The organism is Coralliovum pocilloporae, from assembly GCF_030845175.1.
Taxonomy (GTDB): Bacteria; Pseudomonadota; Alphaproteobacteria; order Rhizobiales; family Cohaesibacteraceae; genus Coralliovum; species Coralliovum pocilloporae.
In genome coordinates this window covers 1,531,174-1,545,047 of sequence record NZ_CP132542.1, presented here as the reverse complement: position 1 = coordinate 1,545,047, position 13,874 = coordinate 1,531,174, and the positions used below count along the sequence as shown (strand labels likewise).

Below are 13,874 nucleotides of genomic sequence, written 5' to 3'. Positions count from 1 at the left end.
CTGACCGGAGCCCCAAAGTCTCGGGTCGTCAGGAGTTCAGACATGTCCGGCAAGCGCATTCTCTTGATGATTGCAGGCGGTATCGCAGCCTATAAATCACTGGAGCTGATCAGACGCCTGAAAGATCGCGGCTACGAAGTCAGCGCGGTGATGACCAGAGCCGCGCATGAATTCGTCACCCCCCTGTCCGTATCTGCTTTGACCGGAACCAGGGTCCATACGGATCTGTTTGATCTGACCGATGAAGCGGAGATGGGCCATATTCAGCTGTCGCGCTCTGCTGACCTGATTGTCATCGCCCCGGCGACCGCCGATCTTCTGGCCAAGATGGCTCATGGTCAGGCCGATGATCTGGCTTCTACCCTGCTTCTTGCCACTGATACGGACGTGCTTGCAGCACCTGCCATGAATGTGCGGATGTGGGCCCATCCGGCCACCCAGCGCAATCTGTCCACTCTCAGGTCCGATGGTGTCCATTTTGTCGGCCCCGATGAGGGTGACATGGCCTGCGGCGAATTCGGACCGGGCCGCATGGCAGAGCCAGACGCGATTGCCGATGCCGTTGATGCCTATTTTGGAAGCACTCTCGACCTCAGAGGCAAAACGGCACTTGTTACATCCGGGCCAACCCATGAGCCGATTGACCCGGTACGCTATATCGCCAACCGGTCATCCGGCCAGCAGGGCCATGCGATTGCGGCAGCACTGGCTCGCGCCGGAGCATCCGTCACGCTGATTTCGGGGCCTGTTTCCATTCCTGATCCTTACGGCGTCACAACCCGTCATGTGGAAACAGCCCGCGAAATGCTGGATGCGGTGGAACAGGCCCTGCCCGTTGATCTGGCCGTCATGACAGCGGCTGTTGCAGACTGGAGGGTCGCAGAAGCCGGACAGTCCAAGATCAAGAAGGAGCCCGGTGGAGACACTCCGCAACTCTCCTTTGTCGAGAATCCCGACATTCTGAAAACCGTTGGCCATCATGAGAAACGGCCCAGGCTTCTGATCGGCTTTGCAGCTGAAACTGACGATGTGGTTGAGAATGCGCGCGGCAAACTGGATCGCAAGAAAGCAGACTGGATTGTCGCCAATGATGTCTCACCTGAAACTGGTATTATGGGAGGCTCCCACAATTCCGTCAGGATTGTTGATGCTGATGGTGTCGAGGAATGGCCAAACATGACAAAGACTGATGTGGCGACCAGACTGGTCGAGCGGATGGCTAAGACACTGAAGACCTTCACGGATTGACCGAATGACCAGAATAAACCTTCCTTTCAGACGGCTTGACCACGGATCAGGCCTGCCGCTTCCATCCTATGAGACAACAGGCTCCGCTGGTATGGACCTGCGCGCTGCCTTGCCCGAGGGAGAGATTTTTGTGCTTGAACCCATGGCGCGGGGTGCTGTCCCCACCGGTCTGACCATGGCCTTGCCGGAAGGGTTTGAAGCCCAGGTCAGACCACGGTCCGGCCTGGCTGCCAAGCATGGCGTCACCGTTTTGAATGCACCCGGCACAATCGATAGCGATTACCGTGGGGAAGTGAAGGTTCTGCTGGTCAATCTCGGCGCCGAGGCCTTCGAGATCCGGCGTGGTGACCGGATTGCGCAGATGGTGATTGCAGAAACCATACAGGCCCACTGTATCGAGGTTAACGCACTCGATGAAACCGACAGAGGCGCAGGTGGTTTCGGGTCCACTGGCACGACATAGACAGGCTAGCCTGAAGAACGTTATTCTAGAAAAATTATAAAAACCTACGCTGATTGGGCATTTTCCTCCGTAAAGACAGATGCAGTAGGATTATTTTTTAATACCGGGCAAAACCTTACATATTCAAGGGCTGGTTTTCCGAAAGCTTTTGGCTTACCTCTGTATGAACCGTTCAGAGACTGCGTGAGGGTCTATTATGACAGAGACATCAAACAAGACACCCGGGCGGGGCCGGATTTACGGCTCCATTACTGACACGATTGGCGATACGCCCCTTGTCCGTCTTGATCGCTTTGCTGCACAGCATGGCGTCAAGGCCGAACTTCTGGCCAAACTCGAATTCTTCAATCCAATCGCCAGCGTCAAGGACCGCATCGGCGTTGCCATGATTGATGCATTGGAAGCTGATGGCACAATTGCGCCCGGCGAGAGCACCCTGATTGAGCCCACATCCGGCAATACGGGCATCGCCCTTGCTTTTGTGGCTGCTGCCCGCGGCTACCGGCTGATACTGGTCATGCCGGAAACCATGTCGGTTGAGCGCCGCAAAATGCTGAAGCTGCTTGGCGCGGAGCTGGTTCTGACTGAAGGCGCAAAAGGCATGAAAGGCGCTGTTGCCCGTGCCGAGGAGCTGGTTGGAGAAATCGACGGCGCGATTATTCCGCAACAGTTTCAGAACCCGGCCAATCCGGCTATCCATCGCAGCACCACAGCGGAAGAAATCTGGAACGACACAGACGGCACAGTTGATGCCTTTGTTGCCGGGATCGGAACAGGCGGCACGATTACAGGTGTTGGCCAGGTGCTGAAAGAGCGCAACCCGGATATCAAGATAGTTGCGGTTGAGCCAACGGACAGCCCGATCCTGTCTGGCGGCAATCCGGGCCCGCACAAGATCCAGGGCATCGGCGCAGGGTTTGTGCCCGATGTGCTCGATACAGATGTCTATGATGAAGTGGTCACAATCAGCAATGAAGACGCCATGTCGACCGCACGCGCGCTCGCTGCTGTAGAAGGGATTCCGGTAGGTATCTCGTCAGGTGCTGCGGTTGCCGCAGCCATTGCCATCGGCAAGCGGGATGAAATGGCAGGCAAGCGTATTGTGCTGATCATCCCGTCCTTTGCAGAGCGCTATCTCTCCACAGCCCTGTTTGACGAACTTATCTAGGGTCAGGAACAGATGGGCGCACAATACATGCGCCCATCTAAAGCACCAAACCTTAATGCTGAACCGGCGAAGGTGCTTTAACATATTATTTTTACGCGAGCTTTTATCCGAAAAGTCTGTCAACTTTTCGGAAGCACGCTATAGTTTCTGATTAAAGCTCGATGCCTTTTTGCCCGGCCAGCTCTTTCAGAGACGTGTTTGGTCGGGCACCCAGATGAGAAATAACCTCTGAGGCTGCCAGACATCCCAGTTCCAGAGCATCATCAAGGGATTTGTCACGGGTCAGAGCCGTCATGAAACCAGCGGCAAACAGATCACCAGCTCCGGTCAGATCAACAATTTCCTCAACCGGGAATGCTGAGCTCTCGTAAACAGCATCTCCTGCAATTGCCAGCGCACCTTTTTCACCGATGGTTACAGCCGCCAAGGCACAATCCTTGCGGATAGCATCAACGGCGGACTGGAAATCCGATGTCTGGTAGAGCGATTTCAACTCGGCCTCATTGGCGAAGAGATAATCAATGTGATTATCACGCAGGAGGCCGATGAACTCATCGCGATACCGGTCGACACAGAAGGAATCAGACAGGGTCAGCGCGGTTTTCCGACCTCGGGCGTGTGCAATGTCCGCTGCCTTGAGAAACGCCTTCTTGGCTTCTTCCGGGTCCCAGAGATAGCCTTCCATATAGGTGATGGCAGAAGCCCCGACGATTTCCGCATCAATATCATCCGGCCCCAGCGCACCGCAGGCTCCAAGGAAGGTGTTCATGGTCCGCTCTCCGTCCGGCGTGACCAGAATCATGCTGCGCGCCGTGCCCAGGCCCTCCGTCAGTGGTGCTGTTTCGAAATGAACGCCGATGGCCCGGATATCATGCCGGAAAATCCGGCCCAGCTCATCATCCGCAACCTTGCCGAAATAGGCTGCCCGACCGCCGAAGGACGCCACACCGGCAATTGTGTTGCCTGCGCTACCGCCAGAAATTTCCGTTGCAGGGCCCATGTCATTATAGATTGAATCGGCCTGCGCCTCATCGATCAGCATCATGGAGCCCTTGACCATGTCATGACTGGCGAGAAAATCATCGTTCTCACGAGCGATAATATCGACAATGGCATTTCCGATGCCAAGAACATCAAATTTCGTGTCAGTCATAAAGGTGCTCCTGGCAGGATGATGACGCGTTGGTTCAGCCCCTCTTGCGGGACGCGCGGAGTATAGTCAGCGGCGGTCTCAACGCAAGCGCTTGTGCAATCTCCGGCCACTGCTTATATCCGTTTCTTTGAATGGCTCATCTGACAGGATCAGACCTTATGATTTCCGCCGCGCTGCTTGCCTTGAGCGACCTCTTTACGCCACCCTTCCGATCGGTCCTGTTCAAATCCCTCGGTTTGACCGCAGCCCTTCTCGTCGTGATCTGGATTGGAGCGCAAGGTCTGCTCGAAGCCTTTCTTGTGGTCCCCTATCCATGGCTTGATACGACCATCGCCATTCTGGCAGGAATTGGTGTTTTTCTGGGGCTCGTTTTTCTCGTGCCACCCATTACGTCAGCGATTGCTGGCTTTTTTCTCGACGAGATCGCCCAGACTGTCGAACAGACCCGCTATCCGCATGACGCACCTGGACGCGAACTGCCCTTGGCGAAGTCTCTCGCCCTGACCGCCAAATTCACCCTTATGGTGATTGCGGTGAACCTGTTCGTTCTCCTGTTGACCCTTTTGCCCGGCATCAACTTCATCGCTTTCTTCATCGCGAACGGCTATCTGCTCGGGCGGGAATATTTCGAGCTGGCTGCCATGCGGTTTCATTCCGTCGAAGAAGCCAAGGCGATGCGGCAGGACAATGGTGCACGCGTCTTCTTCGCAGGTGTCATCATTGCCGGTTTCGTTGCAATTCCTATCGTCAACCTGCTGACCCCGCTCTTCGCCACCGCCTTTATGGTGCATATGCACAAGCGGATTGACCGCAGAGCAAGAGACAAGAGAGCCTGACCAGACACATACTCATTATCCGGTTATTGCTGATCAGCCATGCCAGCGCCCGTGACACCTGTTATCAGGCATGCAATAAGTGGTTTTCTTTTCGAGACTGAGAAGAGAATGGCGCTCCTCAAGACGAACCATATTGAAGCGTTTCGCATCAGGCGTTCTCGCGGAATCCAGCAAACTGATTTCCATTTGCCGTTTCTATGGACAAAGAGAATCTATCCATGAAGATGCTCAGGAAACTTGCCTATTATGCGCTGATCAAGCCTGTTGCCGCCGTTATAACCCCCCATGAAACCAGGCATCTGAAAGAGAAAAATGCTCTCCTGCGCAAGCAGCGGGACAAAGCCCGGAACCAGCGTATGGACGCTGCGAATGCTGCAAAACGGGCCTTGCTGATTGCTGATTCCCAGGGGGGAAAGAAAGCCAACTACTTCTCAGATGTAGAGACTGCGCGCCAGCAATATGAGGATCTTGAGGGTGACCGGGAGAAGCTTGAAATCGCATCTATCTCGGTGCGTGAAATGGAGCATGGCGTAAAATCACCGGTATATACCAAAGTGTTTCCGCAACGGCGTACCCCTCCGCGCTCAGTTGCCTTTGTCACCATAGCCAACGATCTTTTTCTGCCGGGACTTGAAGTTCTTCTGGCTTCCTTTCTCGATGTCTACCCGGATTTTGAATCTGATGTGATCGTTTTCCATGACGGCAGTATCAGTAACTTTTCCATGCGCAGAGCCCGTCATATCTATCCAAATGTCCATTTCAGGGAACCGGATATGAGCTGGCTCGGCAGTATTGCCCGGGACAGCCAGAACAGGAAACGTATCGGCATCTTTGGCTATATGAGTGTTATGGCATTAGGCCTGACCGACTATGAACGCGTGGTGGTGCTCGATTCAGATACAGCCATTATCGACGATATCAGCCATTTCTGGACCGGCGAAGATCTGCCCCTGGGTGCTGAAGAGAAGCCTGCAACTGTTGAGGACGACACGATTTTTGCCTGCCAGGACTATGGCGCACGTCCCTGGGCAGCTGTTTCTCCTGGTACTGGACAGCCCATTATCAACAGCGGAATTCTTTCAATCCCGCGCCGGTATATGGACAAAACGGACTTTGACGAACTCAAGGATCTGGTCCGGACAAATCACAAGCCTTTTTGCCCGCTTCTGGATCGGTTTGCAGATCAGAAAGCCTGGAACCGCTTTATCTATGCGCGTCAGGCTGAGTTTCTTCCTATCAATTTCAATTGCAATATCAAGTTTCTGGATCAGAACCGTGCCGGTGACACCAGTTTCATACGGATGATCCATTTTGCAGGATACAAACCCTGGTTCCATGAAGACTTCATGGATGAAAGCCAGATTCCTCAGGGTGGTGATGGCGCTGTTCGTCCAAGTATATGGCGCATGCTGAACCTCCAGAAACTTGGGCGGCTTCGTCAGCAGCACTATCAGACAGAAATTTCCCGTCCTGGCTACTTTGATCGCCGGGTTGAAAAACCCGGTACGATTGATGGCAAGCCAGCCTGCCTGTTTATTGGCAATGGACCATCCATCAATGAAACGGACCTTTGCAGGCTGAAAGAGTTTGAAACCTTCACCTTTGACTGGTTCATCCACCATCCGGATTTTGACGCAATCAAACCTGATCATCTGGTTCTTGGTTCTCATGCGTTTTTTGGAGGATGGCACACACGTCAGCCGACAATGCCCAAAAAATACATAAGCACGCTTCGCAAGAGGGCCTGGCGCCCACAGATCTGGACCAGTTTCTATTTCCGGGAATATTTTGAAATCTCAGGTCTGGCAGACGAGTTTGATATCCGTTACGTGCTTTTTGAAAAGCCGCAGAAAGAGCTCATAGACGTTATGGGTACTTCAAACCTGGATATTGACGGTTTCACACATGACGGACGAACAAGCCTCCTGAGCGTTGCTCTTCCGATAGCCCTGCGCCTGGGCTACCGGCAAATAGGTCTGGTTGGCTGTGACAATGGCTCCGACGGCAAAGACAGCAGCTTCAATGGTGCGGGTCAAGATACGTCAACAGGCCTTCAGGCTGAGGACGAGCCAGGTCGTTTTGCCTTAGCGCGTGTTCAGGAGAGTTTGCAGCAGTTGGGTGGCAGTTTCGTCGATTTTACCCCGAATAGCTCTCTACCCCTGCCGAAAGGTGATCTGAGTGAGCTCTAGATCTGGATCTCACGCCAGTCCCTTATCTCGACAATCTCCGCTGGCACATCACAGGTTTTCTCGGCTGATTTACAGATATCTGCGATGATACACTTCGTGCATTCAGGCTTGCGTGCCTTGCAGATATAGCGACCGTGCAGAATAAGCCAGTGATGGGAATGGAGCAGAAATTCCTTCGGGACTGTCTTTTCCAGCAGCAGTTCCACATCAAGGACATTTTTCCCGGGCGCAAGACCTGTGCGATTGGCAATCCGGAACAAATGCGTATCAACCGCAATGGTTGGCTGGCCAAATGCGATATTCAGCACGACATTGGCGGTTTTGCGTCCGACCCCCGGCAAGGCTTCCAGCTCCTCCCGGGTCTGCGGCACGAGACCACCATGGTCCTTGATCAGCTGTTCTGAGAGCAGAATGACATTCTTGGCCTTGTTCCGATAAAGGCCAATGGTCTTGATGTAGTCCCGGACCGTGTCTTCGCCCAGAGCCAGCATTTTCTCAGCCGTATCGGCAATCTTGAACAGGTCTTTTGTGGCCTTGTTGACGCCGACATCCGTTGCCTGGGCGCTAAGCACCACTGCGACCAGAAGCGTGAATTCATTGACATAGTCCAGCTCGCCCTTGGGTTCCGGCATCTGCTGCTCAAAACGGGCGAACATCTCGTGCCGGTCTGCAACAGACAGACGGCTGCGCTTTCGTGGTTTGCTTGCAGACATGAAACGGTCCTGGGCTCTTTGGAACTTTTCGAAGTTCATCTATACTGAGGCCACATGACGGAAGGCAATGCAAAAACAGATCCACAGACGGATCAGCCCTTTTTCTCGGTTCTGCTGACGCCCTACAGATCTCTGGGGCGCAGTGGTTTTCTCATCGTCATGGGATTGATTACTCTGATTTCCTTTGTTTCGGGCGTCGTCTTCTGGGCCGTCGGTGCCTGGCCCGTTGCCGGATTTCTCGGCCTTGACGTTCTGGCGATCTATATCGCTTTTCGTCTCAATTACCGGTCAGGGCGCGCCTTTGAAGAAGTCCATGTCAGCCGGTCCGAGCTGGTGATCCGGCGTGTGTCACCCAATGGCCAGGAACAGGTCTTCACCTTTAATCCCTACTGGGCGCGCCTTCATGTGGAATGCCTGCCTGATGAGGGCGTCACCCGTCTGACTCTGACATCCCATGGCAGGGAACTGGAGCTCGGTTCCTTTCTCAACCCCGCAGATCGGGAGACATTCAGCAAGGCCTTTGCCATTGCGCTCTCCGACGCCCGTACCGGTCGCGCTTGAACAGGGCATCTGTCACCGTTTTCGGGTGGGAAGCGGAGGGCCAAATCGCTAATGTGTCTCCAACTTGACTGCGGGAGACACGATCCATGGCTATTCCGGTTCTCGATTCAGACCTTGGCACAGAATCAGGCGCTTTGCGGGATTATGATACGGTCCGGCGAACTATCGAATATCTCAGTGAGAACTGGCACGACCAGCCCTCTCTGGATGAGATCGGAACCCATGTTGGCCTGAGTGCCGGGCACCTGCAGAAGCTGTTTACCCGCTGGGCCGGGATCACGCCCAAGGCCTTCCTGCAGTCCATCACCATGGATCATGCCCGTAAACTTCTGGAAGATTCAGCCTCCATCATGGAGACCTCTTTCGAAGTCGGCCTCTCAGGCCCCAGCCGTCTGCATGACCTGTTTGTGACGCATGAGGCAATGACCCCCGGTGTTTACAAGGCAAAGGGCGCAGGTGTCGTGATTCGCTACGGATTTCATCCCTGCCCGTTCGGACTCGTTCTTCTGATGGCAACAGATCATGGCCTCGCCGGACTGGCCTTTGCCGATGAGGGCGAGGAAGCCAAAGCCCTGGACGATATGCGGGCGCGCTGGCCAAGGGCAGACTATCTGGAGGACTCAGCGGCGACGGCACCTTACGCAGCACAGATCTTCAATGCCGAACAATGGACTCCCGACAATCCGGTGCGCATCACACTGATCGGGACGGATTTTGAAATCCGGGTCTGGGAGACACTCTTGAAAATTCCGGTAGGACGGGCCACCACCTATTCCCGCATTGCTGAGCATCTGGGCAATCCGAAAGCATCCCGGGCCGTTGGCACGGCCGTTGGCAAAAATCCGATCTCCTTCGTCGTTCCCTGCCACCGGGTTGTTGGGAAATCCGGCGGGTTCTGCGGTTATCACTGGGGAATCACCCGCAAGCGAGCCCTCATCGGCTGGGAAACAGCCTTTCTGGAAACGCATCAGGGTTAGTGTCTAGGATCAGGGCCTAGCCCTTTCCGGTCGGGATCACCTCATATCCCGGCTCTTCCGGCTCATCATCCACCATTTCTGTTGGAAAGCCCGAAGCCCGGATATCAAGGCCTGTTGTTTCTTCCAGCCGTTTGATGATGTTGGGAGACAGTTCTCTCGGGCCATAACGCTCCTGACCATCGAGGAAAATCGCTTTCAGCATGGGGGAAATTTCAAGCGGCACGTCACACCGGTCCGCAACTTCCTGGAACAGGGAAATATCCTTCACCACCAGGTCCATGGTGAAATTGATATCGCGGCTGCCGTTGAGAATGACCTGACTTTCCGTCTCGTGAACAAAGGAATTTCCGGAGGAAATTCTGATGGCTTCAAAGGCCGTGTTCAGATCCATACCTGCCGCCTTCGAAGTGACAAGCGCTTCACACAGGGTGACGAGATTGGCCGTGGCCAGATAGTTTGTAACCACCTTCAGGATCGAAGCGGAACCCAGATTCCCCGTATGAAGAATGCGGCGTCCCATGGCCTTGATCACCGGCAATGCTGTCTCAAACGTCGCCCGGTCACATCCTGCAAAAATCGAGATGTTGCCGGTTGCCGCCCTGTGGCAACCGCCCGAAACCGGGCAGTCAATCGGCTCACCGCCCCGCTCGCGCACCAGCGCACCAAGTCGTTTGACCTCATGCTCATCCGTGGTGCTCATCTCCGCCCAGATCTTGCCAGAGGACATCCCGGCCAGAATACCATCCTCAGCTTCCATAACCGCAGCACTCGCAGCAGGGGAAGGCAGACAGGTGATTACCATGTCACAGGTTTCCATCATGGCTTTGGGACTTTCACCCCACTGCGCACCTCTATCAAGGAATGGCTGCGCCACATCTCTGTCCAGATCCCGAACCGTCACATTGAAACCGTTGCGGATCAACGACCCGGCCAGCTTGCCGCCAACATTGCCGAGCCCGATAAAGCCAATAGATGAAATAGCCATGTAGCCGTTGACCTCCTGAAGATCGCAGAAACTGAGACTGCATAATGATAACCTGAAAGAATGATGAATTAGGGATATACCTCTGTAAATAGTGATTTTATTCATGTTTTAAATTCATTGAATGAATGATATTACTATTTAGTCGGCTTCATGATCTGCAAGGGCTTTTGCTGTTAAGATATTGTGGCGGTTTTCTGCAGACGAACAACAAGCCTGTTAAGCATAAAAACAAGCCGAACAACCGACGCATTTAATTATCCGGATAATTAAATCAGCGACCTTGCTCAAATTCATTAAATGAATTAAAAATTGCTATAAATTCAGATAAAATTGCCCTTTATCCCTTCTTGAAGGAATGATATGCGTCGCAAGCTGCCATCCATGCATGCCATTGTTGCTTTCGAGGCGGCAGCATCTCATCTCAATTTCACGCGTGCTGCAGAAGAGCTGAACGTACAGCAGCCTGCGATCAGTCGGCAGATACAGGCCCTTGAAGAGGATCTGGGGGTCGAGCTGTTCAAACGGCAGAATCGTAAACTGTCGCTCACCGAAGAAGGCCGACAGCTTTATCGTGCCGCCATTACCGGACTGGACGCTATTGAAACCGGAGCGGAAGCGCTTCGCCAGACAAAGGGACCCTCGCAGATCCTCATCGGCGCTCATGCCGGCATTGCACAATTCTGGCTGAACAAGCGTCTGCCGAAATTCCGGCGGCAATACCCGGAAACCGATATCCGGCTGATGACCAGGGATCAGGGCGATCATACGGATTTCAATGCGGCTGACATCTATATCCGCTTTGGCGAAGGCAGCTGGCCGGGTGCGGACGTGACCTATCTGTTCGGCGAGGAAGTCTATCCGATCTGTAGCCCGGCCCTCCTTCAGAACTCCCGACCTGACCTGTCTGCCGGAGAACTGGCCGCCCAGCCGCTTATCCACCTCAATGACAGCCATTATCGCTGGATCGACTGGAGCGTCTTTCTGCGTGAACAAGGCCATCGACCAAGCCTGCCCCTGCCCGGCATCACCGTTGATACCTATGGATTGCTGATCCAATCTGTTCTGAACGGGGAAGGCATCGGGCTTGGCTGGGGGCGGCTGGTGGATTCCTACATTCAGGACGGTCGCCTGATCCGGCCGTCAGGCCTGACACTCGAATCCGAGCGCGGATTCTACTGCCTGATCAAGGACCGCCTCCGGGCCAGGCCGGAAGTGGTCGCCTTTGTGGACTGGATCAAACGGGAAACATTCCTGCTTGATTAAGGTTCAGACCAATCCATTCCTTTGATATTGCCCCTACCGTACCGGCTCAGCCACCATATCCAGATGCAGGTCTTTACCTTCGTAGGGGTGGGCTTCAGCCACGTCCTCATCCAGCTCAACGCCAATGCCAGGATCTGTTGGCGGGATCACATAGCCATCCTGCCACTGCATCGGTTTCTTCAGGATTTTCGCGTGGAATCCTCCCCAGTCCTGAATGCTCTCGAGAATCAGGAAGTTCGGCGTGCAGGTGCTGATCTGCACATTGGCAGCCCCTTCAATCGGACCGCAATAGAGGTGCGGGGCGATCTGGGCATAGTAGGTTTCTGCCATTCCGGCTATCTTCTTGGCCTCCAGAATACCACCAACCCGGCCAAGGGCCATCTGAAGAATAGAGGCCGCCTGGTTTTCAAGAACACGGGCAAATTCATATTTGGTGGTCAGACGCTCACCGGTCGCAACCGGAATCGTGGTCTGGCGCGCGACCCTTGCCATTTCCCGCGGATTTTCCGGAGGAACGGGCTCTTCAAACCAGAGAGGGTCATAGGGCTCAAGCTGACGGGCCAGACGGATGGCACCGGATGTGGTGAACTGACCATGGGTACCAAACAGAAGGTCAGCTCTTGTGCCAACCGCTTCTCTCAGCTTTCTGACAAACTCCACAGACCGGGCAATATCTTCAAGGGAAGGCTGATGGCCATCATAGATGGTGTAAGGCCCTGCCGGATCGAACTTTAACGCGGTGAAGCCCTTCTCCACATATTCCAGAGCCCGTTCAGCGGAGCGGTCCGCATCGTGGTAGAACGCTGCGTGATCCTCATCATCCTTTGGGTAGAGATAGGTGTATGAGCGCAGTTTTTCGTGCACTTGGCCTCCGAGCAGCTCATAAACCGGCTTGTTCACCTCCTTGCCGATGATATCCCAGCAGGCGGTCTCGATGCCGCTCAGCGCACCCATAACCGAAACATCGGGGCGCAATGTGTAACCGGCCCCGTAAACCCGTCGCCACAGATGCTCAATCCTGAACGGGTCCGTGCCAAGCACATGCCGTTCAATCACATCCTCCACCATGCGCGCCATGACATGTGGACTGAATGTCGCTGCATAGACCTCGCCATAGCCGACAATGCCGCTGTCGGTGACCAGTTTGACAAAGATGAAATAGCGACCGCCAAACCCCGGTGGCGGATTGCCGACAACAAAGGTTTTGAAATCCGTGATCTTCATGGCAGCTCCTCCTCCACCTCACCATGCTGCAAGAGTGCGCGGAAGTGCGCCTGATGGCAAATGAATGAGATCAGGGCTGAGCCGAAAAATTATTCACCCCTCAGGATACACACCTCCTGTCGGAACAATCACCGAGCTGTGCAGAGGTGTGAATTGAACCTGATACCACCCTCGCACATGTTCACTTCAGACATGATCCGACACGGAGGGAACCCGGTGTTTCAAACAAGTCTTTTTCCCAAAATCGGTAAAGCGGTTCTGCTGGCAGGTGTTGTAACCATGACCGCGGCCTTTGGCAGTGGTGAGCGCATTTTTGCGCCTGATGCGGATGCCTGGTCCGTCTGGCGGACCAGCGCCAAGTCCGACACCCGGACCATTGATCACAGCCGCTGGGGTGACGTTCTCAAGAAATATGTCCGCAAGGGGCGTGGTGGCGTCAATCTCTTTGCCTATCGCAGCGTCTCCAGCAGCGACAAGGCCAAGCTTGATGCCTATATCAAGGACATGACAGCGCTGAAGATCAGCAGCTATAATCGCAATGTCCAGAAAGCTTACTGGATCAACCTGTATAACGCGCTGACCATTCAGGTGGTTCTGGATAACAAACCTGTCAAATCCATCCGCGATATCGATATCTCCCCCGGCCTTTTCGCAGATGGCCCCTGGGGCAAGAAGCTGGTGACAATCGAAGGCCGCAAAGTCAGCCTGAATGATATCGAACACCGGATCCTGCGACCGCTCTGGCGTGACGCGCGTATCCATTATGCCGTCAATTGCGCTTCAATCGGCTGCCCCAATCTGCAGACCCGGCCTTTCACCGGCAAGACAGTCAATGGTCAGCTTTCAAAGGGTGCCCGGGATTATGTAAACAATGCGCGCGGCGTATCGGTAAAGAACGGCAAGGTCACTGTTTCAAAGATCTACGACTGGTTCTATGAGGATTTCGGCAAGTCCGACAAGGATGTGCTCAATCACATTCTCAAATATGCCAATGCGGATCTGAAACGCCAGCTTCAGTCCATCGGCAAAATCCATGATGTTAAGTATGACTGGAGCCTGAACGGCTCCTGATACACAGCCGATAAGACAAGGCC

At 54.2% G+C, this 13,874-nt stretch carries 13 protein-coding genes; 9 read left to right on the top strand and 4 right to left on the bottom strand.

What is annotated here, in order from left to right:
• The first annotated feature begins 42 nt into the window (after positions 1 to 42).
• The 3 genes from coaBC (at position 43) to cysK (ending at position 2,879) form a co-directional block, all read left to right on the top strand.
• Positions 43 to 1,248: a bifunctional phosphopantothenoylcysteine decarboxylase/phosphopantothenate--cysteine ligase CoaBC gene (gene coaBC, locus RA157_RS07225; protein WP_350335796.1), complete on the top strand. Its 1,206-nt coding sequence runs from the start codon at positions 43 to 45 to the stop codon at positions 1,246 to 1,248.
• 4 nt (positions 1,249 to 1,252) lie between these two features.
• Positions 1,253 to 1,711 carry a dUTP diphosphatase gene (gene dut / locus RA157_RS07220; RefSeq protein WP_350335795.1) on the top strand — a complete coding sequence of 153 codons (459 nt, stop codon included), beginning with the start codon at positions 1,253 to 1,255 and terminating at the stop codon, positions 1,709 to 1,711.
• A gap of 196 nt (positions 1,712 to 1,907) precedes the next feature.
• Positions 1,908 to 2,879 carry a cysteine synthase A gene (cysK, locus tag RA157_RS07215; RefSeq protein WP_350335794.1) on the top strand — a complete coding sequence of 324 codons (972 nt, stop codon included), beginning with the start codon at positions 1,908 to 1,910 and terminating at the stop codon, positions 2,877 to 2,879.
• A gap of 151 nt (positions 2,880 to 3,030) precedes the next feature.
• Here the strand turns inward: cysK and RA157_RS07210 are convergent, their stop codons facing one another.
• Positions 3,031 to 4,032: an adenosine kinase gene (locus RA157_RS07210; protein ID WP_350335793.1), complete on the bottom strand. Its 1,002-nt coding sequence runs from the start codon at positions 4,030 to 4,032 to the stop codon at positions 3,031 to 3,033.
• A gap of 158 nt (positions 4,033 to 4,190) precedes the next feature.
• On the opposite strand from RA157_RS07210, the gene RA157_RS07205 reads away from it, so the two are divergent.
• Together RA157_RS07205 and RA157_RS07200 are read left to right on the top strand one after the other, a co-directional pair.
• Positions 4,191 to 4,868 carry a sulfate transporter family protein gene (locus RA157_RS07205; protein ID WP_350335792.1) on the top strand — a complete coding sequence of 226 codons (678 nt, stop codon included), beginning with the start codon at positions 4,191 to 4,193 and terminating at the stop codon, positions 4,866 to 4,868.
• A gap of 218 nt (positions 4,869 to 5,086) precedes the next feature.
• Positions 5,087 to 7,057 carry a glycosyltransferase gene (locus RA157_RS07200; RefSeq protein WP_350335791.1) on the top strand — a complete coding sequence of 657 codons (1,971 nt, stop codon included), beginning with the start codon at positions 5,087 to 5,089 and terminating at the stop codon, positions 7,055 to 7,057.
• Here RA157_RS07200 and nth read toward each other — a convergent pair.
• On the bottom strand, positions 7,054 to 7,770 hold the full coding sequence (gene nth / locus RA157_RS07195) for an endonuclease III (protein WP_350335790.1): 717 nt from the start codon (positions 7,768 to 7,770) through the stop codon (positions 7,054 to 7,056). The two genes, RA157_RS07200 and nth, sit on opposite strands and share 4 nt — an antisense overlap.
• A gap of 54 nt (positions 7,771 to 7,824) precedes the next feature.
• On the opposite strand from nth, the gene RA157_RS07190 reads away from it, so the two are divergent.
• Together RA157_RS07190 and RA157_RS07185 are read left to right on the top strand one after the other, a co-directional pair.
• On the top strand, positions 7,825 to 8,331 hold the full coding sequence (locus RA157_RS07190) for a DUF2244 domain-containing protein (protein ID WP_350335789.1): 507 nt from the start codon (positions 7,825 to 7,827) through the stop codon (positions 8,329 to 8,331).
• Positions 8,332 to 8,417: 86 nt separating this feature from the next.
• On the top strand, positions 8,418 to 9,308 hold the full coding sequence (locus RA157_RS07185) for a methylated-DNA--[protein]-cysteine S-methyltransferase (RefSeq protein ID WP_350335788.1): 891 nt from the start codon (positions 8,418 to 8,420) through the stop codon (positions 9,306 to 9,308).
• Between the two features lie 16 nt (positions 9,309 to 9,324).
• Here the strand turns inward: RA157_RS07185 and RA157_RS07180 are convergent, their stop codons facing one another.
• A complete protein-coding gene (locus RA157_RS07180; protein WP_350335787.1) occupies positions 9,325 to 10,293 on the bottom strand; it encodes an NAD(P)-dependent oxidoreductase in 969 nt (322 codons plus the stop codon).
• A gap of 360 nt (positions 10,294 to 10,653) precedes the next feature.
• Here RA157_RS07180 and RA157_RS07175 point away from each other — a divergent pair, with 360 nt between their 5' ends.
• The gene (locus RA157_RS07175) at positions 10,654 to 11,556 is read left to right on the top strand and encodes a LysR substrate-binding domain-containing protein (RefSeq protein WP_350335786.1); all 903 of its coding nucleotides are present in this window, start codon (positions 10,654 to 10,656) and stop codon (positions 11,554 to 11,556) included.
• Between the two features lie 33 nt (positions 11,557 to 11,589).
• Here RA157_RS07175 and RA157_RS07170 read toward each other — a convergent pair whose 3' ends face one another.
• The gene (locus RA157_RS07170) at positions 11,590 to 12,780 is read right to left on the bottom strand and encodes a mandelate racemase/muconate lactonizing enzyme family protein (protein WP_350335785.1); all 1,191 of its coding nucleotides are present in this window, start codon (positions 12,778 to 12,780) and stop codon (positions 11,590 to 11,592) included.
• Positions 12,781 to 12,996: 216 nt separating this feature from the next.
• Between RA157_RS07170 and RA157_RS07165 the strand changes: the two genes are divergently transcribed.
• The gene (locus RA157_RS07165; RefSeq protein ID WP_350335784.1) at positions 12,997 to 13,851 is read left to right on the top strand and encodes a DUF547 domain-containing protein; all 855 of its coding nucleotides are present in this window, start codon (positions 12,997 to 12,999) and stop codon (positions 13,849 to 13,851) included.
• Positions 13,852 to 13,874 lie beyond the last annotated feature (23 nt).

Coding starts and splice junctions, on each gene's coding strand:
- cysK (WP_350335794.1), top strand. CDS start 1,908: ATGACAGAGACATCAAACAAGACACCCGGGCGGGGCCGGATTTACGGC.
- RA157_RS07175 (WP_350335786.1), top strand. CDS start 10,654: ATGCGTCGCAAGCTGCCATCCATGCATGCCATTGTTGCTTTCGAGGCG.
- coaBC (WP_350335796.1), top strand. CDS start 43: ATGTCCGGCAAGCGCATTCTCTTGATGATTGCAGGCGGTATCGCAGCC.
- nth (WP_350335790.1), bottom strand. CDS start 7,770: ATGTCTGCAAGCAAACCACGAAAGCGCAGCCGTCTGTCTGTTGCAGAC.
- RA157_RS07185 (WP_350335788.1), top strand. CDS start 8,418: ATGGCTATTCCGGTTCTCGATTCAGACCTTGGCACAGAATCAGGCGCT.
- RA157_RS07170 (WP_350335785.1), bottom strand. CDS start 12,780: ATGAAGATCACGGATTTCAAAACCTTTGTTGTCGGCAATCCGCCACCG.
- RA157_RS07210 (WP_350335793.1), bottom strand. CDS start 4,032: ATGACTGACACGAAATTTGATGTTCTTGGCATCGGAAATGCCATTGTC.
- RA157_RS07180 (WP_350335787.1), bottom strand. CDS start 10,293: ATGGCTATTTCATCTATTGGCTTTATCGGGCTCGGCAATGTTGGCGGC.
- RA157_RS07190 (WP_350335789.1), top strand. CDS start 7,825: ATGACGGAAGGCAATGCAAAAACAGATCCACAGACGGATCAGCCCTTT.
- dut (WP_350335795.1), top strand. CDS start 1,253: ATGACCAGAATAAACCTTCCTTTCAGACGGCTTGACCACGGATCAGGC.
- RA157_RS07205 (WP_350335792.1), top strand. CDS start 4,191: ATGATTTCCGCCGCGCTGCTTGCCTTGAGCGACCTCTTTACGCCACCC.
- RA157_RS07200 (WP_350335791.1), top strand. CDS start 5,087: ATGAAGATGCTCAGGAAACTTGCCTATTATGCGCTGATCAAGCCTGTT.